Annotated in this window: 17 protein-coding genes and 1 riboswitch; of the genes, 12 read left to right on the top strand and 5 right to left on the bottom strand. The window is 73.2% G+C overall.

Features of this window, described 5'->3' with window-relative positions; genetic code table 11:
- Positions 1-186 precede the first annotated feature (186 nt).
- Complete coding sequence (locus ACGFR9_RS33065; RefSeq protein ID WP_393216113.1) at positions 187-1,785, bottom strand: ABC-F family ATP-binding cassette domain-containing protein; 1,599 nt, start codon at positions 1,783-1,785, stop codon at positions 187-189.
- Between the two features lie 226 nt (positions 1,786-2,011).
- Between ACGFR9_RS33065 and ACGFR9_RS33060 the strand changes: the two genes are divergently transcribed.
- Positions 2,012-2,431 (top strand): VOC family protein, encoded by a 420-nt coding sequence (locus tag ACGFR9_RS33060; RefSeq protein ID WP_030224358.1) that lies wholly within the window; start codon positions 2,012-2,014, stop codon positions 2,429-2,431.
- 19 nt (positions 2,432-2,450) lie between these two features.
- On the opposite strand, the gene ACGFR9_RS33055 is transcribed toward ACGFR9_RS33060, so the two are convergent.
- From ACGFR9_RS33055 to ACGFR9_RS33045, 3 genes are all read right to left on the bottom strand, one after another.
- Positions 2,451-3,872: a hypothetical protein gene (locus ACGFR9_RS33055; protein ID WP_393216110.1), complete on the bottom strand. Its 1,422-nt coding sequence runs from the start codon at positions 3,870-3,872 to the stop codon at positions 2,451-2,453.
- 319 nt (positions 3,873-4,191) lie between these two features.
- Positions 4,192-5,319 (bottom strand): alpha/beta hydrolase, encoded by a 1,128-nt coding sequence (locus tag ACGFR9_RS33050; RefSeq protein WP_393216107.1) that lies wholly within the window; start codon positions 5,317-5,319, stop codon positions 4,192-4,194.
- A 143-nt stretch (positions 5,320-5,462) separates the two neighbouring features.
- Complete coding sequence (locus ACGFR9_RS33045) at positions 5,463-6,167, bottom strand: class II aldolase/adducin family protein (RefSeq protein ID WP_393216104.1); 705 nt, start codon at positions 6,165-6,167, stop codon at positions 5,463-5,465.
- A 147-nt stretch (positions 6,168-6,314) separates the two neighbouring features.
- On the opposite strand from ACGFR9_RS33045, the gene ACGFR9_RS33040 reads away from it, so the two are divergent.
- The 9 genes from ACGFR9_RS33040 to cobI all read left to right on the top strand — a co-directional run bounded on the left by ACGFR9_RS33040 (position 6,315) and on the right by cobI (position 19,354).
- Positions 6,315-7,568 carry an inorganic phosphate transporter gene (locus tag ACGFR9_RS33040; protein ID WP_030224366.1) on the top strand — a complete coding sequence of 418 codons (1,254 nt, stop codon included), beginning with the start codon at positions 6,315-6,317 and terminating at the stop codon, positions 7,566-7,568.
- A gap of 40 nt (positions 7,569-7,608) precedes the next feature.
- Positions 7,609-7,830: a hypothetical protein gene (locus ACGFR9_RS33035; protein WP_030224368.1), complete on the top strand. Its 222-nt coding sequence runs from the start codon at positions 7,609-7,611 to the stop codon at positions 7,828-7,830.
- Positions 7,831-8,027: 197 nt separating this feature from the next.
- A riboswitch (cobalamin riboswitch) is annotated at positions 8,028-8,168 on the top strand.
- A 120-nt stretch (positions 8,169-8,288) separates the two neighbouring features.
- Positions 8,289-9,230, top strand: coding sequence for a cobalamin biosynthesis protein (locus ACGFR9_RS33030; protein ID WP_393216101.1), 942 nt, complete (start codon positions 8,289-8,291; stop codon positions 9,228-9,230).
- Complete coding sequence (locus ACGFR9_RS33025) at positions 9,227-10,762, top strand: cobyric acid synthase (RefSeq protein WP_393216098.1); 1,536 nt, start codon at positions 9,227-9,229, stop codon at positions 10,760-10,762. The genes ACGFR9_RS33030 and ACGFR9_RS33025 overlap by 4 nt, the downstream gene beginning before the upstream one ends.
- Positions 10,759-14,412 carry a cobaltochelatase subunit CobN gene (gene cobN, locus ACGFR9_RS33020; protein WP_393216095.1) on the top strand — a complete coding sequence of 1,218 codons (3,654 nt, stop codon included), beginning with the start codon at positions 10,759-10,761 and terminating at the stop codon, positions 14,410-14,412. The genes ACGFR9_RS33025 and cobN overlap by 4 nt, the downstream gene beginning before the upstream one ends.
- A 169-nt stretch (positions 14,413-14,581) precedes the next feature.
- A complete protein-coding gene (locus tag ACGFR9_RS33015) occupies positions 14,582-16,573 on the top strand; it encodes a putative cobaltochelatase (RefSeq protein WP_393216092.1) in 1,992 nt (663 codons plus the stop codon).
- The gene (gene cobO, locus ACGFR9_RS33010) at positions 16,573-17,172 is read left to right on the top strand and encodes a cob(I)yrinic acid a,c-diamide adenosyltransferase (protein WP_393216089.1); all 600 of its coding nucleotides are present in this window, start codon (positions 16,573-16,575) and stop codon (positions 17,170-17,172) included. The genes ACGFR9_RS33015 and cobO overlap by 1 nt, the downstream gene beginning before the upstream one ends.
- Positions 17,166-18,626: a cobyrinate a,c-diamide synthase gene (locus ACGFR9_RS33005; RefSeq protein WP_393216086.1), complete on the top strand. Its 1,461-nt coding sequence runs from the start codon at positions 17,166-17,168 to the stop codon at positions 18,624-18,626. The genes cobO and ACGFR9_RS33005 overlap by 7 nt, the downstream gene beginning before the upstream one ends.
- Complete coding sequence (gene cobI, locus ACGFR9_RS33000) at positions 18,623-19,354, top strand: precorrin-2 C(20)-methyltransferase (protein WP_393216083.1); 732 nt, start codon at positions 18,623-18,625, stop codon at positions 19,352-19,354. Before ACGFR9_RS33005 ends, cobI begins: the two co-directional genes overlap by 4 nt.
- A 17-nt stretch (positions 19,355-19,371) precedes the next feature.
- Here the strand turns inward: cobI and ACGFR9_RS32995 are convergent, their stop codons facing one another.
- Positions 19,372-20,103 (bottom strand): ZIP family metal transporter, encoded by a 732-nt coding sequence (locus ACGFR9_RS32995; protein ID WP_393216080.1) that lies wholly within the window; start codon positions 20,101-20,103, stop codon positions 19,372-19,374.
- A gap of 97 nt (positions 20,104-20,200) precedes the next feature.
- Between ACGFR9_RS32995 and cobM the strand changes: the two genes are divergently transcribed.
- Together cobM and cbiE are read left to right on the top strand one after the other, a co-directional pair.
- On the top strand, positions 20,201-21,019 hold the full coding sequence (gene cobM, locus ACGFR9_RS32990; protein ID WP_393216077.1) for a precorrin-4 C(11)-methyltransferase: 819 nt from the start codon (positions 20,201-20,203) through the stop codon (positions 21,017-21,019).
- Positions 21,016-22,248: a precorrin-6y C5,15-methyltransferase (decarboxylating) subunit CbiE gene (gene cbiE, locus ACGFR9_RS32985; RefSeq protein WP_393216074.1), complete on the top strand. Its 1,233-nt coding sequence runs from the start codon at positions 21,016-21,018 to the stop codon at positions 22,246-22,248. The genes cobM and cbiE overlap by 4 nt, the downstream gene beginning before the upstream one ends.
- The last annotated feature ends 85 nt before the right edge of the window (positions 22,249-22,333 follow it).

Here is a 22,333-nt window from a genome sequence, read left to right as displayed (position 1 = left end):
TCTTCCGTGAAGTGCCTGGTCACAGACGCGCGACGGCCGAGCCCCGGTTCGCCGGGAGCTCGGCCGCTCTTTCCGTGTAGGACACACCTCGGGATGAGGAGATCTCACACGAATGATGGATCACCGATGGGCCGAATGATCCATACGCAGTGGATCACGCCTTCGATCAACCCACGCCGACGTCCCTCAGGCGAGGGCCACCAGGTCCGCGTAGTCGGCGCCCCACAGGTCCTCGACGCCGTCCGGCAGCAGGATGATCCGCTCCGGCTGGAGCGCCTCGACGGCGCCCTCGTCGTGGGTGACGAGGACGACGGCGCCCTTGTACGTGCGCAGCGCGCCGAGGATCTCCTCGCGGCTGGCCGGGTCGAGGTTGTTGGTGGGCTCGTCGAGGAGCAGCACGTTGGCGGAGGAGACCACGAGGGTCGCCAGCGCCAGCCGCGTCTTCTCGCCGCCGGAGAGGACACCGGCGGGCTTGTCCACGTCGTCGCCGGAGAACAGGAACGAGCCGAGCGTCTTGCGGACGTCGACGAGGTCCAGGTCGGGGGCGGCGGAGCGCATGTTCTCCAGGACCGTGCGCTCCGGGTCGAGGGTCTCGTGCTCCTGCGCGTAGTAGCCGAGCTTGAGGCCGTGGCCCTCGATGACCTGGCCGGTGTCGGGTTTCTCCGCGCCGCCGAGGAGGCGGAGCAGGGTGGTCTTGCCCGCGCCGTTGAGGCCGAGGATGACGACTCGGGAGCCCTTGTCGATGGCCAGGTCGACGTCGGTGAAGATCTCCAGGGAGCCGTAGGACTTCGACAGCCCCTCCGCCATGAGCGGGGTCTTGCCGCACGGGGACGGCTCGGGGAAGCGCAGCTTGGCGACCTTGTCGGACTTCCGCTCGGCCTCCAGGCCGGCCAGCAGCTTGTCCGCCCTGCGGGCCATGTTCTGCGCGGCGACGGTCTTGGTGGCCTTGGCACGCATCTTGTCGGCCTGCGAGTGCAGCGCGGACGCCTTCTTCTCGGCGTTCTGCCGCTCGCGCTTGCGGCGCTTCTCGTCGGCCTCGCGCTGCTGCTGGTAGAGCTTCCAGCCCATGTTGTAGACGTCGATCTGGGCGCGGTTGGCGTCCAGGTAGAACACCTTGTTGACGACCGTCTCGACCAGGTCGACGTCGTGGGAGATCACGATGAAGCCGCCGCGGTAGGTCTTGAGGTAGTCGCGCAGCCAGACGATCGAGTCGGCGTCGAGGTGGTTCGTCGGCTCGTCGAGGAGCAGGGTGTCGGCGTCGGAGAACAGGATGCGGGCGAGCTCGACGCGACGGCGCTGACCGCCGGAGAGGGTGTGCAGGGGCTGGCCGAGCACCCGGTCGGGCAGGTTCAGCGCGGCGGCGATGGTGGCGGCCTCGGCCTCGGCGGCGTAGCCGCCCTTGGTGAGGAACTCGGTCTCCTGACGCTCGTACTGCTTGAGCGCCTTCTCGCGCGTGGCGCCCTGGCCATTGGCGATCCGCTGCTCGTTCTCGCGCATCTTGCGGAGCAGCAGGTCGAGACCGCGCGCGGAGAGGATGCGGTCGCGGGCGAGCACGTCGAGGTCGCCGGTGCGGGGGTCCTGGGGCAGGTAGCCGACCTCGCCGGAGCGGGTGACGGTGCCGCCGGCGGGGATGCCCTGGCCGGCGAGGACCTTGGTGAGGGTGGTCTTGCCTGCGCCGTTACGGCCGACGAGGCCGATGCGGTCGCCCTTGGCGATGCGGAAGGTGGCGCTCTCGATGAGGACACGGGCACCGGCGCGCAGCTCGATGCCGGAGGCGGAGATCACGGACAGACTCCTGGGCAGGTATGGGGTGGCGGTGGGCGGCTGAGGACGTTCCCGCCGTCTAATGCGCGAGGAGAATGGCCATGGGAGCCATTCTAACGGGGCCGTGCAAGCGCTTTTTTCTGCCTATGGGCCCCGTACGGGAGCGCCCGGCGGTTGTCGGTGGCCGGTGCCACACTGGGCCACATCCGGACAATCGGTGTGTGCGAGACACAGGGAAGTGATCGCCATGGCAGGTACGGCCGGCGGACGTCCGAGCGTCGTCCCGACGTTGTTGTACGCGGACGCGAAGGGGGCGATCCGGCAGCTCACGGAGGCGTTCGGCTTCATGGAGCGGTCGGTGTACGAGGGCGAGGACGGCACGGTGATGCACGCCGAGCTGGTGCACGGCGACGGTGTGGTGATGCTGGGCACCAAGGGCCGCGGCGGGGCGTTCGACGCGGCGATGAGGGGTGCGGGCCCCGCCGGGGTGTACGTGGTCGTGGACGACGCCGACGCACACCACCGGCGGGCGGTGGAGCAGGGGGCGGAGATCCTGATGCCCCCGACGGACCAGGACTACGGGTCGCGGGACTACATGGCCCGCGACCTCGAGGGCAACGTCTGGAGCTTCGGCACCTACGCCCCGGAGACGGAGACGGGGGCCTGAAGCGGGCGCCGGGCCCCGGTCAGCCGCCGGTGTGCACCTGGAAGGCGGCCCGGCGGACCGCCTTGGCCAGGGCCGGGTCGGGGTGGGCGGCGGCGAGGGCGACCAGGACCTGCACGGTGCGCGGGTGACCGACGGCGCGTACCTCGGTGAGCAGCGCGGGGACGGTCGGCTGGACCGCGGACTCCAGGTGGCGGACCAGCAGCGGGGCCTCACCGTGGTCGGCGACGGCGGCCGCGGTGTCCACCCACAGCCAGGTGGCCTCCTCGCGGGTGAGGATCCCGTGGGCGTCCTCGGGGTCGGCGCCGTCGTGTTCCGCGAGCCACAGGAGGGCGTACGGCCGTAGCGTCGGCTCGTCGAGCACGGCACGGACCTCGGGTTCGGCGGGGGCTCCGACGACGCGCAGGGCCTCGAAGGCGAGCCCGCGCAGCAGGGCGTCCTCGCCGCGGGCGGCGCCGATCAGCTCCGTGACGGCGCTGCCGACGGGCCGTGCGGCGAGCCAGGCGCGGTATTCGGCGCGGGCCGCGTTGGGGCGGAGCCGGCCGCAGCCGCGCAGCATGTCCTCGGCGCCCTGCTCGATGTTCCCGGCCGGGCTCTGCGCGGCGACGCAGATCTGCTCCAGCTTGACCCACACCGCCCAGCTGCCGAGCGGGGTGAGCGTGGCCTGTCCGTCGCCGTAGGTGAGGGCCCCCACGGAGGCGAGGGCGCGCAGGGCCCAGTCGAGCAGCGCGTCGAGCGGGGCGTCGGTGACCGGCGGTTCGGCGGGCCGGGCCCGCTGAACCGGCACGTCGGGTCGGAGCCCTGCCTCCGATTCGGACACCTCGGGCCCGGCCGCCTCGGACTGCGAAGCCGGGGTCGCGGTGCCGTTGCCGGGCGCGGCGGCGCGCTGCCGCGGCGCACCGGCTTCGGGTGCCGCGGGGTGCCCTGCGCCGGGGCCGGGTGCTTCGGGGTGCGGGGTGTAGTCGACTTCGCAGCGTTCCGTGCGGAGTTCGGTGACGCGCTGCCCGAGGAGGTCGAGGAGCTGGGGTACGGGGACCGGGCCGGCCGAGAGCTGGAGGAAGGAGAGGACCTGCGGCATGGCCGTGACGACCTCGGCGACGGCCGCGGCCTCGTACTCCTCGGGTTCCGGGTAGGCCAGCGACCACGCGTCGCAGAGGGCGACCCAGCCGCGCAGCACGGCGCTGTCGTCGCGGTTCCAGGCGCGCAGCCGCCAGCCCGGCCGGGCGCTGTCGCCGTGCACCTCGATGAGACCGGCCAGGCGGGCGGTGTCCCAGTCGGCGCGGACCTGAGCGGGGGTCAGGCCCAGAGCGAGTGCCGCACGTTCGGCGGTCGCGTCGGAGAGGGTGGCCTTGCCGTCGGCGGTGGCGCTGTCCCCGCCGGGGCCGAGGGCGGTGTCGGCCCAGCGGGCGACGCGGGCCGCGGCCGCCAGTCCGGAGCGCGCCATTCTGGCCAGCTCCGCCGGTGCCGGCGTGCCCTCCGGAGGTCGGGGCGCGGGGCGGCGTGAGCGCCGCTGGTTGATCGCTGTGGGGGCGGCGGCCAGGGGTCGGGGGCGGACGATTCGAAGCCTGGAGTCGCGCGGGATACGGGACGTCACGGGTGCAGTCTCGCGGGTGACGGTCCGAAAACCCAAACGGAATGCCGACGGGGCCCACCGGGCAGGGTGCGCCCCGGTCCCGGATGCCGTCGGAGGGAGGGATTTGGGCCAGTGGCACGGCGCCAAACGGAATCCTCCGCACCGGCTGCCCGGCCCGTGCTCGCCGCGGTCACATCAGGGGGGTGAGGAAGCGCCGCAGTGCCTCCTCGTAGGCGTGCGGGTCGGCGTTCCACATCGCGGCGTGCGGGGCGCCCCTGACGGTGTGCAGGGTGATGGTGTGGGGATGGCCGGCGGCGAGGCGCCGGGAGAACCTCCAGGGTGCCACCCGGTCGTCGGGGCCGTGGAAGATCTGGGTGGGTACCGAGATCCGGTCCAGATGGACGGCGCCGGGCCTGCGGTCGCCGTACAGGCCCGTGCGTCCCTGGGCGGCGCGGACCGCGAGCGGCAGCAGCACGCCGGGGGTGTGCCGGGCCGAGGCGAGGGCGCGCAGGGTCGCCTCCCAGTTGAGCACCGGGGAGTCCAGGACGAGGCCGGCGACGCGGGCGCGGACCTCGGAGCGGGCGGCGGCGCGCAGCGCCATGGTCGCGCCGGTGGACCAGCCGTACAGGACGACCTGCCGGGCGCCGGCGTCCACGGCGTGGTGGAGCGCCGCGTCGAGATCGCGCCATTCGGTCTCGCCCAGGTGGTGGAGACCGTCCGGGGAGCGCGGTGCGCCGGGGTCGCCCCGGTAGGCGGGCGCGAGCACCGGGAAGCGGTGGCGGTGCAGGAACTCCATGACGTTCATGGTGTGTTCCCGCGTGGTGCCGAGGCCGTGGACGGCGATCACCCAGGTGTCGCGGGCGCCCGGCACGAACCATGCGGGCAGCGGGCCGAGTTCGCCCGGGAGGTCGAGGGCGGTGTGGTCCAGGCCGAGGGCGCTGCCCGGGTCGCCGACGTACAGGTTCGGGGTGAGCCAGGCGCGGTCGCCGGGTTCCGGGGTGCCGCGGGTGACGTGTTCGAGGCGGCGTACGACGGTGTCCGCGGAGTCCGGGGGGCCGGCCAGTACGGGGCCCACGACCGCGTGGAAGTCGTCGCCGGTCAGGCCGTGGCGGCCGGGGCGGAGGGCGGCGAGGTCGCGGGTGAGGGCGATGCGGCCTGCGGCGGTGGCGTGGACGGTGAGCCTGGGGTCGCCGGGGAGGGGGCCGTCCGAGGGTGTTCTGAGGGCGGCGTCGCTGGCGAGGCGGCCGGCGGCCACGGCGGCGGCGCCGGCGCCTATCACGGCGGTGACGGCAGCGGCCGTCGCTCTGGCAGTGCGCACGTTCTTCAGTGTCATGGGGGAACGGGTACCCGGCCAGTGGGGCGTGCGGCCGGGGGATCCGGGATTTCGCCCCCGCCGCCCCTTCCCGTCCCGTCCCCGGGGCTGCGCCCCGGACCCCCTATTCGGCCCTCCGGGCCCCGCCCTCAAACGCCGGACGGGCTTGATTGGCCGTAACTCCGCAGGCGTTCGCCGACCTCGGTCACCTGGTCCGGGGTCAGCAGGTGCGGGGTCAGGCCCGGGACCGAGGAGGCTGTCAGCCAGAGGCGGCACATCCATTCCAGTTGGGCCGTGTGGCCGTAGGCCTGGGTGAGGGTGGGGGCGTGGGTGATCGTGCCGTGGTTCCGGAGGAGGCAGGCGGTGCGGCCGTCGAGGGCGCGGAGCATGTTCTCGGCCAGTTCGGCGGTGCCGTACGTGGCGTAGGGGGCGACCCGCACGGGGCCGCCCAGGGCCGCGGCCATGTAGTGGATCAGTGGCAGTTCGTCGACGAGCGTGGAGACGGCCGTGGCGTGCACGGCGTGCGTGTGCACCACGGCGCGCGCGCCGGTCGTACGGTAGACGGCCAGGTGCATGGGCAGCTCGCTGGTGGGGACGAGCGTGCCGAGGACCTGCCGGCCGGTGAGGTCGACACCCGTCACGTCGTCCGGCGTCAGCCGGTCGTACGGCACGCCCGACGGTGTGACGAGGACGACGTCGCCGACCCGTACGGAGACGTTGCCGGACGTGCCGACGACGAGACCGTCGGTGACGGTCCGGCGCGCGGTGCCGACGAGTTCCGCCCAGGCGTCCGCCTCCTCCTCGCGCACTCGTCCGCCCCCTGTTTCCCGCCCGCTCGCCCGCTGCTCCGTCATGCCGTGATCCTCCCAGGCGGTCTCCCCCGTCCGGCGGAGCACCCGCCCCCTCTTACGGTCACCACGATGCCCATTCCAGTTCATCTTCCGTTCACCCTGGTTACCTACGTTCGTCCAGCCAATGACCTCGAACGATTGCCTGGGTAAATGGAAAGCTTCTCGCTGATCCTCGCGATTGTGGTGGTAACCGCACTCGCGTTCGATTTCACGAACGGTTTCCACGACACCGCGAACGCGATGGCAACGACCATTTCGACCGGTGCGCTCAAGCCCAAGGTCGCGGTGGCCATGTCCGCCGTGCTGAACCTTGTCGGCGCATTTCTCTCGGTGGAGGTCGCCAACACGATCTCCAAGGGCCTCGTCGACGAGGCCGGCATCCGTCCCGAGGTCATCTTCGCCGCGTTGGTGGGCGCGATCCTCTGGAACCTCCTGACCTGGCTGGTCGGCCTGCCGTCCAGCTCCTCGCACGCCCTCATGGGCGGCCTGATCGGCGCCGCGGTCGCCTCGGCCGGCTTCGGCGCGGTCCACGGCGACGTCCTCGTCACCAAGGTCCTGCTCCCGGCCGTCGCCGCCCCGCTGGTGGCCGGCGTCGCGGCGATGTTCGCCACCCGGCTCACCTACCGTCTGGGCCGGAACGCCGACGGCAAGGCCTCCGAGAAGGGCTACCGCGCCGGCCAGATCGCCTCCGCCGGCCTGGTCTCCCTGGCCCACGGCACCAACGACGCCCAGAAGACGATGGGCATCATCACCCTCGCCCTGGTCGCCGGCGGCGCCGTCTCCCCCGACTCCGACCCGCCGTTGTGGGTCATCCTCTCCGCGGGCCTCGCCATCGCGCTCGGCACCTACCTCGGCGGCTGGCGCATCATCCGCACCATGGGCAAGGGCCTGACCGACCTCCAGCCGCAGCAGGGCTTCGCCGCCCAGACCAGTGCCGCGACGGTCATCCTGGCCTCCTCGCACCTCGGTTTCTCGCTCTCCACCACGCATTCCGTTTCCGGTTCCGTGATGGGTGCGGGCCTGGGCCGCAAGGGCGGTGTCGTCCGCTGGTCGACGGCCACCCGGATGTTCATCGCCTGGGGGCTGACGCTGCCCGCGGCGGCCCTCGTCGCGGCGCTCGCCGAATGGGTCTGCCGGGCCGGCGACTGGGGCACCGCCGTCGTGGCCGTCTTCCTGGTCGCCTCCAGCGCCGCCATCTGGAAGATCTCCCGCCGCGAGATCGTCGACCACACCAATGTCAACGGCACCGAGGCGGCCGACGAGGAGCCCGCCGGTGTGGTGACCACCGCGATGGCCGCGGTCACCCCGCCCCCCACGGGCACCGTGACCGACGACCTGTCGGCCACCATCCCCGCGCCGGTCCCCGCCGACCCGGCGGCCCCGCCGGCCGCGACCACCGTCTGACCGCGCCCCGCGAGACCCGGTACGAAGGAAGAAGAGCACCATGAAGATCGACTGGGCGGCCCTCGGTTCCGTCTTCGGCGTCAGCCTCGTGGTCACCGTGGCCCTGGTGGCCCTGTTCACCCTCGGCATCAACGGCCTGTCCCGCCAGGAGCGGGCCGCCGCGCAGGGCCGGTCCGCGGCCCTGGCGGTCACCGGCGCCTACGCCTGCTTCGCGGCGTGCGTGGCGGCGGTGGGCTACGGCATCTACCTGATCATGGCCTGACACCGGCCTCACAGCACACGGACAGCGCACCGACCGCGGCCTGACCGCGGTCCCCACGCGTACGAGCGGGCGGTGCGGGAGCTTCGGCACCCGCACCGTCCGCTCACGTGTGCGCGCCCCTTCCCGCGAATCACCCTCCGGAACCCCTCTGTGGGCCTCAGCACACTTCAGCCTCGCAGGTCAACGGCAAGTTGACGGCTCTTCGAGGGCCGTGGTGGACTGCCTCAGCCATTACGGCGGCAGAAGAGGAAGCCGGTGCGATTCCGGCGCGGTCCCGCCACTGTCACCGGGGTGCACACCCCGGGAGCCAGGAACTCTCACCGCCGGTCTCGTCGAACCAGGGCGTGGACACCCTGAGTGAGGACATATCGCCATGCGCGGCTGCCTGCCGAGGTCGACCAGCGACACCCCACCCCGCTTCGGGGCCACCCCTTCCGGACCCGTCACCGGCTGAACCCATGGGTGCCGATCGCGTGTTCGCGTACGGCGCCGCCGCCGGCCTTCTCGGCGACCTGCTGCTCGGCGATCCCCGCCGGGGGCATCCGGTCGCCGCTTTCGGGCGGGCCGCGGCCGCCGTCGAGCGGGTGCTGTGGCGGGACGACCGGGGCCGGGGCGCCGTGCACACCGCCGTGTGCGTCGGCGGGACCGTCGCGCTGGGGGGCCTCGCCGCCCGTCTCGTACGCTCCTCCCCCGCCGCCTCCACCGTCCTGACCGGTGTCGCCACCTGGGCCGTCGTCGGCGGCACCTCGCTGGCCCGTGAGGCCCGCGCCGTCGCACAGGCGCTGGAGGCGGGGGACGTCGAGGCGGCCCGGACACGGCTGCCGCATCTGTGCGGCCGGGACCCGCAGTCCCTGGACGCCGACGGGATCGCCCGCGCGGTGGTCGAGTCCGTCGCCGAGAACACCTCCGACGCCGTCGTGGGCGCGCTGGTGTGGGGTGCCGTCGCCGGGGTGCCGGGCCTGCTCGGGTTCCGGGCCGTCAACACGCTGGACGCGATGGTCGGCCACAAGTCTCCCCGCCACCGCCGCTACGGCTGGGCCTCCGCCCGTCTCGACGACGTGGCCGGCTGGCCGGGGGCACGGCTGACCGCCGTACTGGCCGCGCTCACCGGACCCGATCCGCGCGGAGCCGTACGGGCGTGGCGCGCGGACGCGGCGAAGCATCCGAGCCCCAACGCCGGGCCCGTGGAGGCCTCCTTCGCGGGCGCCCTGGGCGTACGGCTCGGCGGGACCCTCTCCTACGGCGGACGGGTCGAGCACCGGCCCGTCCTGAACGGCGGCGGGCGTGCCGTGGCCGTGGCCGACATCGACCGGGCGGTACGGCTCTCGCGGCGGATCGGCTGGCTCGCGCTCGGGGCCGGTGCCGCCGTGCGGAGCCTGATGAAGGGACGTGCAGCGTGAGCGGTGGGGGGCTGCTGGTCGCCGGGACCACCTCGGACGCCGGCAAGAGCGTGGTGACCGCCGGGATCTGCCGGTGGCTGGTGCGGCAGGGCGTCAAGGTCGCGCCGTTCAAGGCGCAGAACATGTCGCTGAACTCGTTCGTCACCCGGGAGGGCGCCGAGATCGGCCGGGCGCAGGCCATGCAGGCCCAGGCCTGCCGCGTCGAGCCGACGGCGCTGATGAACCCGGTGCTGCTCAAGCCGGGCGGCGAGCAGTCGAGCCAGGTGGTGCTGCTGGGCAGGGCGGTCGGCGAGATGAGCGCCCGCGGCTACCACGGCGGACGCCAACAGCGGCTGCTGGGCACGGTGCTGGACTGTCTGGAGCAGTTGCGGGGCACGTATGACGCGGTGATCTGTGAGGGGGCCGGCAGCCCGGCCGAGATCAATCTGCGGCGCACCGACATCGTGAACATGGGGATCGCCCGGGGCGCCCGGCTGCCGGTCCTGGTGGTCGGCGACATCGACCGGGGCGGCGTCTTCGCGTCCTTCTTCGGCACCGTCGCCCTGCTGTCGCGCGAGGACCAGGACCTGGTCGCCGGGTTCCTGGTGAACAAGTTCCGGGGCGATGTGTCGCTGCTGGAACCGGGCCTGGACATGCTGCACGGCCTCACCGGGCGGCGGACGTACGGCGTGCTGCCGTTCCGGCACGGGCTGGGCATCGACGAGGAGGACGGACTGAGGGTGTCCCTGCGGGGCGCCGTGCGGGAGTCCGTGGTCGCCGCGCCGGTGGGCGAGGACGTGCTGCGGGTCGCGGTGTGCGCGCTGCCGCTGATGTCGAACTTCACCGACGTGGACGCCCTCGCCGCCGAACCCGGTGTCGTGGTGCGGTTCGTGGACCGGCCCGAGGAGCTGGCCGACGCCGACCTCGTGGTGGTGCCGGGCACGCGCGGCACCGTACGGGCGCTGGAGTGGCTCCGGGAGCGCGGGCTGGCGGACGCGCTGCGGCGACGGGCGGCCGAGGGGCGCCCGGTGCTCGGGATCTGCGGCGGCTTCCAGCTCCTCGGGGAGCACATCGAGGACGACGTCGAGAGCCGCGCGGGACACGTGGACGGGCTCGGCGTCCTGCCCGTGCGGGTCCGGTTCGCCCGCGAGAAGACGCTCACCCGGCCCGTCGGGGAAGCCCTCGGGGAGCCCGTCGAGGGGTACGAGATCCATCACGGCGTCGCCGAGGTCCTCGGCGGGGAGGCGTTCATCTCCGATGACCACGGACACAGTCTGGACGGCTGCCGGGTCGGCCGGACCTGGGGCACGCACTGGCACGGCTCGCTGGAGTCGGACGGTTTCCGGCGGGCCTTCCTGCGCGAGGTCGCGCGGGCGGCGGGCCGCCGCTTCGTGCCCGCCCCCGACACCTCGTTCGCCACGCTGCGCGAGGAGCAGCTCGACCGGCTCGGCGACCTGATCGAACAGCACGCGGACACGGACGCGCTGTGGCGGCTCATCGAGTCCGGCGTGCCACAAGGACTGCCTTTCATTCCACCGGGAGCGCCCGCATGAGCACTGTGTTGTTGTTGTCGACCGCCGACACGGACCTGCTGGCGGCCCGAGCCGCCACCGGCGTCTCCTACCGGATCGGCAACCCGACCCGCGTGGACGTGGCGGCCGAACTGCCCGCGCTGCTGGACGGGGCGGACCTGGCCGTCGTACGGCTGCTGGGCGGCAGGCGTGCCTGGGAGGAAGGGCTCGCGGCGCTGAAGGCGTCCGGTGTCCCGACGGTGCTGCTCGGCGGGGAGACCGTGCCGGACGCTGAGCTGATGGCCGAGTCGACGGTGCCGGCCGGTGTGGTGGCCGAGGCGCTGCGGTACCTCGTCGAGGGCGGCCCCGAGAACCTCACCGAGCTGGCCCGGTTCCTGTCGGACACCGTGCTGCTGACCGGCGAGGGCTTCGAACCGCCGCGCGGGATGCCGGAGTTCGGCGTCCACGGCACCCGGGAGGCGGTGGACGGCCGCCCGACGGTCGGCGTGCTCTTCTACCGCGCGCACGAACTGAGCGGCAACACCGCCTTCATCGACACCCTGTGCGACGCCATCGAGGCGCGGGGCGCCAACGCCCTCCCCGTGTACTGCGGTTCGCTGCGCGGCGCCGATCCCGGGCTGTACGCCCTGCTGTCGAGGACCGACACCCTCGTCGCCACCGTGCTCGCTGCCGGCGGCACACACGCCTCGCAGGCATCGGCGGGCGGCGACGAGGAGGCCTGGGACATCGGCGCGCTCGCCGACCTGAACGTGCCGGTGCTGCAAGGGTTGTGCCTCACGTCCTCGCGTGCCGCGTGGGAGGCGTCCGACGCCGCCCTGTCCCCCATGGACGCGGCGATGCAGGTCGCCATCCCCGAGTTCGACGGCCGGATCGTCACCGTTCCGTTCTCCTTCAAGGAGCAGGGCCCCGACGACGTCCCGGTGTACGTCGCCGACCCCGAGCGGGCGGCGCGGGTGGCCGGGATCGCCGTACGCCACGCCCGGCTGGGGCACACGCCGAACGCGGAGAAGAAGATCGCGATCGTCTTCACCGCCTACCCGACGAAGCACTCGCGGGTCGGCAACGCGGTGGGCCTGGACACCCCCGCCTCGGCGGTACGGGTGCTGGACGCGCTCCGGGACGCGGGTTACGCCGTCGGCGGATACCCGTCCGAGGGCGACGAGTTGATCCACCGGCTGATCGCGGCCGGCGGACACGACGTGGAATGGCTGACCGAGGAGCAGCTGGCCGCCGCGCCCGCGCGGGTGCCGCTGGCGGACTACCGGGCGTGGTTCGAGCAGCTGGACCCACAGCTGCGGGACGGCATGCGGGAGGCGTGGGGCGAACCGCCGGGCTCGCTGTACGTCGACGGGGACGACATCGTGCTGGCGTCGCTGCGGTTCGGGAACGTCGTCGTGATGATCCAGCCGCCGCGCGGCTTCGGGGAGAACCCGATCGCGATCTACCACGACCCCGACATGCCGCCCTCCCACCACTACATGGCGGCCTACCGCTGGCTGGACAGCAGTTTCGGCGCCGACGCGATCGTGCACATGGGCAAGCACGGCACGATGGAGTGGCTGCCGGGCAAGGGCCTCGGGCTGAGCGCCGGGTGCGCGCCGGACGCGGTGCTGGGCGACCTGCCGCTGATCTACCCGTTCATCGTCAACGACCCCGGCGAGGGCACGCAGGCCAAGCGGCGCGGACACGCGACCGTGGTCGACCATCTGGTGCCGCCGATGGCGCGGGCCGACACGTACGGCGATCTGGCGAAGCTGGAGCAGCTGCTCGACGAGTACGCGCTGGTCTCCGACCTGGACCCGGAGAAGGCGCCGGCGGTGCGGGCGCAGATCTGGACGCTGGTGAAGGCGGCCGAACTCCACCACGACCTGCATGTGGACGACCAGCCGGACGACGACGACTTCGACTCGTTCGTCATGCACATCGACGGCTATCTGTGCGAGATCAAGGACGTGCAGATCCGCGACGGCCTGCACGTCCTCGGCGGCGGCCCGGTCGGCGAACCGCGTGTGAACCTGGTGCTGGCGGTGCTGCGCGCCTCACAGGTGTGGGGCGGGCAGGCGAACGCCCTGCCGGGTCTGCGGGCGGCGCTGGCCGAGCACTTCGGGCTGGTGGAGAAGGAGTTGCTGGCCGAGCCGGGCGCCCCGCTGAAGGTGCCGGCGGAGCTGACGGATCTGGTGGACGGTCCCGCGCGGTCGGCCTCCGACGCGATCGACCTGCTGGAGCAGCTGTGCCGGCGGTTCGCGGAGGGCATGGAGGAGCGCGGCTGGGCGGCCGGCACGGTCCCCTCGCTGGTGCGGGACGTGCTGGGCACCGAACTGCGCGACGCGGTGGCCGTGTTGCGGTTCGCGTGCGACGAGGTCGTACCCCGGCTGGCCCGTACGACGGACGAGATCGGGCACATCCTGCGTGCGCTGGACGGGGGTTACGTCCCGGCCGGTCCTTCGGGGTCGCCCACACGCGGGCTGGTCAACGTGCTCCCGACCGGGCGGAACTTCTACTCCGTCGACCCCAAGGCGATCCCGTCGCGGCTGAGCTGGGAGGTCGGGCAGTCGCTCGCCGACTCGCTGGTGCAACGGTATCTGCAGGACACGGGCGAGTATCCGCGGTCCGTGGGCCTCACGGTGTGGGGTACGTCGGCGATGCGCACCCAGGGCGACGACATCGCCGAGATCCTGGCGCTGCTGGGCTGCCGCCCGGTATGGGACGACGCGTCGCGCCGGGTGACCGGGGTCGAGGTGGTCGGGCTCGAGGAGCTGGGCCGGCCGCGCATCGACGTCACGGTCCGCATCTCCGGTTTCTTCCGGGACGCGTTCCCGCATGTGGTGGGGCTGATCGACGACGCGGTGCGGGCGGTGGCGGAGCTGGACGAGCCGGCCTCGCGGAACTACGTCCGCGCCCATGCCGACGAGGACACCGCCGAGCACGGCGACCGGCGCCGGGCCACGGCCCGCATCTTCGGCTCGAAGCCGGGGGCGTACGGGGCCGGGCTGCTGCCGCTGATCGACGCCCGCAACTGGCGCTCCGACGCGGACCTCGCCGAGGTGTACGCGGTCTGGGGCGGCTACGCCTACGGGCGCGGGCTCGACGGGCGGGCGGCACGCGGCGACATGGAGACGGCGTTCCGGCGGATCGCGGTGGCGGCGAAAAATGTCGACACGCGTGAGCATGACATCGCGGATGCGGACGACTACTTCCAGTACCACGGCGGCATGGTCGCGATGGTGCGGCATCTGACGGGCACCTCACCCGAAGCCTACGTCGGTGACTCCGCCACTCCTGATCAGGTGAAAACACGAACGCTGGGCGAGGAGACACACAGGGTCTTCCGCGCCCGCGTCGTAAATCCGCGGTGGATGTCGGCCATGCGCAGGCATGGCTACAAGGGAGCCTTCGAGATGGCGGCGACCGTCGACTACCTCTTCGGTTACGACGCCACGGCCGGTGTCGTGGACGACTGGATGTACGAACGTCTTGCGGCGGAGTACGTGTTCTCAGCGGAGAACCAGGACTTCATGAAGAAGTCCAATCCATGGGCCTTGAGGGGCATCACCGAACGCTTGTTGGAAGCGGCGGACCGAGGCCTCTGGACGGAGCCGGACCAGGAGACCCTGGACCGGCTCCGGCAGACCTACCTCGATCTTGAGGGAGATCTGGAGGGAGAGGGATGACTCTCCCCGGTAGCCCCGCGTCGGCGGGGAGCAGTCGACAAGGTCGTGTTCCCGAGTGTCGACGTTCGGACCACCCCCGCGTCGGCGGGGAGCACACCCACAGCGTGTCAGCTAGTCCTGCTTACGGCGCTCTTCCATCGCACCAGCCACTCGAAGGAGTGATCCCGGCGTGAGTGTCCCCTTTCCGTTCACGGCCGTCGTCGGCCAGGACGACCTGCGGCTCGCGCTGCTGCTGAACGCCGTCTCCCCGGCGGTCGGCGGGGTACTGGTGCGCGGTGAGAAGGGCACGGCCAAGTCGACCGCGGTACGCGCCCTTTCGGCGCTGCTGCCGGAGGTCGCCGTGGTGCCCGGCTGCCGGTTCTCCTGTGACCCCTCGGCCCCGGACCCCGGCTGCCCGGACGGGCCGCACGAGAGCGGCGGCGGTGCCTCGCGGCCCGCCCGCATGGTCGAACTGCCCGTCGGCGCCTCCGAGGACCGGCTGGTCGGCGCGCTCGACATCGAACGGGCGCTGGCGGAGGGCGTGAAGGCGTTCGAGCCGGGGCTGCTGGCCGACGCGCACCGGGGGATCCTGTACGTCGACGAGGTCAATCTCCTCCATGACCACCTGGTCGACCTGCTGCTGGACGCGGCGGCGATGGGTGCCTCGTACGTCGAGCGCGAGGGTGTCTCCGTACGGCACGCGGCGCGGTTCCTGCTCGTCGGGACCATGAACCCCGAGGAGGGCGAGCTGCGGCCGCAGCTCCTCGACCGGTTCGGCCTCACCGTCGAGGTCGCCGCCTCGCGCGAGCCCGACCAGCGGGTCGAGGTCGTACGGCGGCGGCTCGCGTACGACGACGACCCCGCAGCCTTCGCCGCGCGGTGGGCCGACGAGGAGGCCGCCGTAAGGGCGCGGATCGTGGCGGCGCGGAAGTTGTTGCCGTCGGTGCGGCTCGGAGACGGGGCGCTGCGGCAGATCGCGGCGACCTGCGCGGCGTTCGAGGTGGACGGCATGCGGGCCGACATCGTGATGGCGCGTACGGCGACCGCGCTGGCCGCCTGGGCCGGGCGGACGGACGTGCTGGCCGAGGATGTGCGGCAGGCGGCGCTGCTGGCCCTCCCCCACCGGCGGAGGCGGAATCCCTTCGACGCGCCGGGTCTCGACGAGGACAAGCTCGACGAGACGCTGGAGGAGTTCGGGGGCGACGACGATCCCGACACCGATCCGGACGGGCCCGACGGGGGTGGCGGGCAGCCTCCCGCGGAGGGTCCGGAGAGCCCGGAGGGCGGTGGTGACGCGGAGGTGCCGGCGGAGGCCGGGGAGGCGGGGCAGCCCTCGGGGGCCGGCTCCGGTGAGCGCTCCCCCGTGGGTGCCGCCGAGCCGTTCCGGACGAAGGTGCTGAGCGTGCCCGGCATCGGAGCGGGCGCTGCCGGACGGCGGTCGCGGGCGCGGACCGAGCACGGGCGGACCACCGGGGCGCGACGGCCGCAGGGCGCGCTGACCAAGCTGCACCTGGCGGCCACTGTCCAGGCTGCGGCGCCGCATCAGCGGGCGCGGGGGCGGTCCGGGCCGGGGCTGGTGGTGCGGCGGGACGATCTGCGGCAGGCGCGGCGTGAGGGACGTGAGTCCAATCTCGTGCTGTTCGTCGTGGACGCCTCCGGGTCCATGGCCGCGCGGCAGCGGATGGGCGCCGTGAAAGGCGCCGTGGTGTCGCTGTTGCTCGACGCCTATCAGCGGCGGGACAAGGTGGGGCTGGTGACCTTCCGGGGGTCGGCGGCCGAGGTGGCGCTGCCGCCCACGTCGTCGGTGGACGCGGCCGCCGCGCGGCTGGAGTCGCTGCCCACGGGTGGGCGTACGCCGCTGGCGGCGGGGCTGCTCAAGGCGCACGACGTGCTGCGGGTGGAGCGGTTGCGGGACCCGGCGCGGCGGGCGCTGGTCGTCGTGGTGACCGACGGGCGGGCCACCGGCGGTCCTGAGCCGGTCGCGCTGGCCTCGCGGGCGGCGCGGCTGTTCGCGGCCGAGGGGATCGCGTCGGTGGTCGTGGACTGCGAGTCGGGGCCGGTGCGGCTGGGGCTCGCCGGGCGGTTGGCCGGTGAGCTGGGTGGTACGGCGGTGACGCTGGACGAGCTGCGGGCGGACAGCATCGCCGGGCTGGTGAAGGACGTACAGAGGAGGGCCGCGTAATGCCGAAGGGACAGCCGAGTGTCGTACCGGACGACGGGCTGACGACCCGGCAGCGGCGTAACCGTCCGCTGGTCGTCGTGCACACGGGCGTCGGGAAGGGGAAGTCGACCGCTGCTTTCGGGCTCGCCCTGCGGGCCTGGAACCAGGGGTGGCCGATCGGGGTGTTCCAGTTCGTCAAGTCGGCGAAGTGGAAGGTCGGTGAGGAGAACGCGCTGCGGGTGCTCGGTGCCTCCGGTGAGGGCGGGACCGTCGACTGGCACAAGATGGGCGAGGGCTGGTCGTGGGTCCAGCGGGACTCGCAGATGGACAACGAGGAGAAGGCCCGCGAGGGCTGGGAGCAGGTCAAGCGGGACCTCGCCGCCGAGACGTACAAGCTGTACGTGCTGGACGAGTTCGCCTATCCGATGCACTGGGGGTGGGTGGACACCGACGAGGTGGTGTCCGTGCTGCGGGGGCGGCCGGGGACCCAGCATGTGGTGATCACGGGGCGGAACGCGCCGGAGAAGTTGGTCGAGGTCGCCGACCTCGTGACCGACATGTCCAAGGTGAGACACCCCATGGATGCCGGGCAGAAGGGGCAGAGGGGCATCGAGTGGTGAGCTCCGTCCCACGGTTGGTGATCGCCGCGCCCTCGTCGGGGAGCGGCAAGACCACCGTCGCCACGGGGTTGATGGCCGCGCTGTCCGCGCGGGGGTTCGCCGTGTCTCCGCACAAGGTGGGGCCCGACTACATCGATCCCGGGTATCACTCGCTGGCCACCGGGCGGGTGGGGCGGAACCTCGACGCGTATCTGTGCGGTCCTGAGTTGGTCGCGCCGTTGTTCGCGCACGGGGCGCGGGGGTGTGACGTCGCCGTCGTCGAGGGGGTGATGGGGCTGTACGACGGGGCTGCGGGGGAAGGGGAGTTGGCGTCCACCGCGCAGGTGGCGAAGTTGTTGCGGGCGCCGGTGGTGCTGGTCGTCGACGCGTCGTCGCAGTCCCGGTCGGTGGCGGCGTTGGTGCACGGGTTCGTGAGCTGGGATCCGGAGGTGCGGGTCGGGGGGGTGATCCTGAACAAGGTTGCCTCGGATCGGCATGAGGGGTTGTTGCGGGAGGCGTTGGACTCCGTCGGGGTTCCCGTGATGGGGGTTCTGCGGCGGGCCGCGGGGGTGGAGACGCCGTCGCGGCACTTGGGACTGGTGCCTGTGGCTGAGCGGCGGGACGCCGCGGTCGAGGCCGTTTCGGCGATGGCCGCGCAGGTGGCCGCCGGGTGTGATGTGTCGGCGTTGGTCGCGCTGGCGCGGAGTGCGGGGCCCTTGGCGGGTGCGGCGTGGGGTGCGGGTGAGGCTTTGGTTTCCTCGCCCCCGCCGCCCCTTCCCTTCCCGACCCCGGGGGCTCTGCCCCCGGACCCCCGTTCGGCCCTGGACGGGCCTCGTCCTCAAACGCCGGACGGGCTGGGAGATTCCGGCCGGGCTGTGAGGGTTGCCGTTGCGGGCGGGAGCGCGTTCACGTTCTCCTACGCCGAGCATGCCGAGTTGCTCTCCGCCGCCGGGGCCGAGGTCGTCACCTTCGATCCCCTGCGGGACGAGGAGCTGCCCGAGGGGACCGCCGGGCTGGTCATCGGGGGCGGGTTTCCCGAGGTGTACGCCTCCGAGCTGTCCGCCAACGGGTCGTTGCGGAAGGCCGTCGCCGAGCTGGCGCTGAGCGGTGCTCCCGTCGCGGCCGAGTGCGCCGGGTTGCTGTACCTGTGCCGGGAACTCGACGGGCTGCCCATGTGCGGGGTGCTGGATGCCTCCGCCCGGATGTCGGAGCGGTTGACGCTGGGGTACCGGGACGCCGTGGCCGTGAGTGACAGCGCGCTGGCCGGGGCCGGTACCCGGATGCGGGGGCACGAGTTCCACCGGACCGTGGTCGAGCCCGGCGCCGGGGCCGCTCCCGCCTGGGGGATGCGGACGCCGAAGCGGCGGGTCGAGGGATTTGTGGAGCGCGGTGTGCACGCGAGCTATCTGCACACGCACTGGGCGTCCGAGCCCGGTGTAGCCCGTCGGTTCGTGGAGAGGTGCCGGACGTCATGAGCAGCAGGCTGATCGGGGTCGGGGTCGGGCCCGGGGATCCGGAGCTGGTGACCGTGAAGGGGGTCAACGCGCTGCGGGCCGCCAATGTCGTCGTCGTACCCGTCATGGACACCCTCGAGCGCGGGCGCGCCGAGGCGACCGTGCTGCACTACGTGCCCGCCGAGAAGGTCGTCCGGGTGGTGTTCGCGCTGAACGAGCGGACCGAACGGGCGCGGCGCGAGGCGGCCTGGGATGCCGCCGGTGAGCGGGTCGCCGGGCTGTTGCGGGAGCACGGGGCCGTCGCCTTCGCGACCATCGGGGATCCCAATGTGTACTCGACGTTCACCTATCTCGCGCAGACCGTCGCCGTTTCGGTGCCCGATCTCGTCGTCGAGACCGTTCCGGGGATCACCGCCATGCAGGATCTCGCGGCGCGTTCCGGGGCGGTGCTGACGGAGGGGACGGAGCCGCTGACGCTGGTGCCGGTGACGGCCGGGGCGGCCGTGCTGAAGGACGCGCTGGCCGGGCCGGGGACGGTCGTGGCGTACAAGTTCGGGCGGCAGGCCGGTGAGGTCGCCGAGGCGCTGCGGGAGACCGGGCGGATCGGGGACGCGGTGTGGGGGTCGGCGCTGGGGCTGCCGGAGGAGTCGGTGCGGCCGGCCGACGAGCTGGACGGGGAGCCGCTGCCGTATCTGTCGACGCTCATCGCGCCGCCGCGGCGGGACGGCGGACGGGGCGGGAAACTGTGAGCCGGGCCGCCGGGAGGTCAGCCGTGCGCGGTGCCCACCACGAGCCAGATGAACAGCGCGCCCGCGATCGTGCACAGCAGGGTGGAGCGGGCGGGATGTTCGTGGTGGGCCTCGGGGAGGATCTCGGCCGCGGCGAGGTAGAGCAGGGCGCCGCCGAACAGGCCGAGGTAGCCGCCGAGCAGCGGCCCCGGGATGGTGAAGAACAGGGTCGACGCCGCGCCGGCGACCGGTGCCGCCGCGTCCGCGAACAGCATCATGAGTGCGCGGCGGCGGGCGTTTCCGTACGCGTGGGTGAGTGTGTACGTGTTGAAGCCGTCCGCGAAGTCGTGGGCGATGACGGCGACCGCGACGGCGGCGCCCATACCGTCGTCCACCTGGAAGGCGGCGCCGATGGCGACGCCGTCCATGGCGCTGTGGCCGACCATCGCGGCGGCCGCGGTGAGGCCCACCTCGAGGGTGCGGCCGTTGCTCTCCTCGGCGCCGTGGGCGGCCTGTCGGTGGGCCAGCAGGCGTTCCACCAGGTGGGCGAGGAGGAAACCGGCGACGAAGAGCAGCAGGGCCGCGGGCACGCCGTAGACCTCGGTGCCGGCCGTCTCCAGGGACTCCGGGAGGAGTTCGAGGCCGACGACGCCGAGCATCAGTCCGCCGGCCAGGCCCAGCACCAGATGACGGCGGTCGGTCACGCGGTGCGCCGACCAGCCGCCGGCCAGCGTCATCAGGAACGCGCCGAGCGCGACGAGGACCGCCATGTGTTCTTCGTATCCGATCGGCGGCCGGTCGCGCACGCGTGACAGCCGCTCACCCCCCACTTCTTGATCCCGTGACTCGTTGGAGAGGACCACTTCCATGGCCGACGCCCCCACCGGCAAGGTGACCTTCGTCGGGGCCGGTCCCGGCGCCGCCGATCTGCTGACGTTCCGTGCCGCGCGCGCGATCGCCGAGGCCGATGTCGTGATCTGGGCCGCCAGCCTGGTGCAGGAGGAGGTCCTGCGGCACGCGCGTGAGGGCGCCGAGATCCTCGACTCGGCGACGATGTCCCTGGAGGACGTCGTCGCCGTGTACGGGCGGGCCCGCGCGGAGGGGCTGAGGGTCGCACGGATCCATTCGGGTGACCCCGCGCTGTGGGGCGGGACGCAGGAGCAGGTCGACCGGTGTGCGGAGCTCGGTATCGCGACCGAGATCGTGCCCGGGGTGTCGTCGTTCTCCGCCGTCGCGGCGCTCGCGCGGCGGGAGCTGACCATTCCGGAGGTGGCGCAGTCGGTCGTGCTGACCCGGCTCGGGGGCGGCAAGACGCCGATGCCGCCCGGTGAGGAGGTCCGGGAGTTCGCGCGGCACGGCACCACCATGGCGATCTTCCTGTCGGCCGCGCGCAGCGGTCAGCTGGTGCGGGAGCTGCTGGAGGGCGGCTATCCGACGTCCACGCCGGTCGTCGTCGCCCACCAGGTGACCTGGCCGGAGGAGCTGGTCGTGAAGTGCACGATCGGGACGCTGGAGGAGACGGTCAAGGAGCACAAGCTGTGGAAGCACACGCTGTTCCTGGTCGGTCCGGCGCTCGACGCGCACGGCACCCGCTCGCATCTGTACCACCCGGGTCACTTCCACGGTTTCCGCAAGGCCGATCCGGAGGCGCGCCGGGCGTTGCGTTCGCGGGGGGCGAGCACATGATCACCGTGGTCGGGATGGGGACCGGCGCCCCGGCCGGCCCCGAGGTGGCGGCGGGGGCGGAGCTGGTGGTCGGCGGGCGGCGGCATCTGGACGCCGTGCGGCTGCCGCCGGGGGCCGAGCGGGTCGTGCTGGGGCCACTGGCGCCGGCGCTCGACACCGTGGAGAAGTACGTCGCCGAGGAGCGGCCGGTCGTGGTGCTGGCGTCCGGGGACCCGGGGTTCTTCGGGATCGTGCGTGCGCTGGCCGAGCGGTTCGGTGCGGAGCGGCTCGATGTGCGGCCCGGTGTGTCCTCCGTGGCCGCCGCGTTCGCGCGGGTCGGGCTGCCGTGGGACGACGCCGTGGTGGTCAGCGCGCACGGGCGCGATCCGCGTACGGCGGTGAATCTGTGCCTGTCCCGGCCGAAGGTCGCCGTGCTGACGGGGCCGGGGGCCGGTCCGGCCGAGCTGGGAGCCGCGTTGCGGGACACCGCGCGGGTGCTGGTCGTCGCCTCCGCGCTCGGGTCCGCCGGGGAGCGGGTGGAGCGGGTGACGCCCGCCGAGGCCGCCGCACGGGACTGGGGGGCGGCGGTGAGTGTGGTGCTGTGCCTGGACGAGGCGCGGGCGCTCGGGCCGGTGGGGACCGTCGCGGGCGGCGTCGTCCGGCCCGCGGGGTGGGCGCTGGACGAGGCGGAGTTCGAGCACCGCGACTCGATGATCACGAAGTTCGAGGTGCGGGCGCTGGCCCTGGCCCGGCTGGGGCCGCGCCCCGGTGAGCTGGTGTGGGACGTGGGCGCGGGGTCGGGGTCGGTGGCCGTGGAGTGCGCGCGGCTGGGGGCGGCGGTCGTCGCCGTGGAGAAGACGCCGGACGGGGTGGCCCGGGTGCGCGCCAACGCGGCCGCGCACGGTGTGGACGTACGGGTGGTGCAGGGGGCGGCGCCGGGGGTGCTGTCCGGGCTGGACGATCCGGACGCCGTGTTCGTCGGCGGTGGCGGGCGGGAGCTGCCCGCCGTCGTCACGGCGTGCGCGCGGCGGGCCCGGCGGACCGTGGTGGTCGCCGTCGCCGCCCTCGACCGGGTACCGGCCGTGCGCGAGGCGCTCACCGCCGCGGGCCTCACCACCGACGGCGTGCTGCTGCAGTCGTCACGCCTCGCACCGCTGCCCGGGGACGTGACCCGGCTGGCGGCCACCAATCCCGTCTTCCTGCTGTGGGGCGTCCGGCTCCCGGCACACACGGAGGGAGCCGCCCGGTGACCGGCCTCCCCCACGACCGCGCGCGGCCGCGAGCCGCGCGGCTCACGGTCGCCCAACCCGTTTCTCCGCCGCGGGGCGTCCGGCC

It is taken from the genome of Streptomyces sp. NPDC048584 (assembly GCF_043199595.1).
GTDB lineage: Bacteria > Actinomycetota > Actinomycetes > Streptomycetales > Streptomycetaceae > Streptomyces > Streptomyces edwardsiae.
Note: the sequence above shows the minus strand (reverse complement) of the source record. Positions and strands in the feature narration are given on the sequence as shown.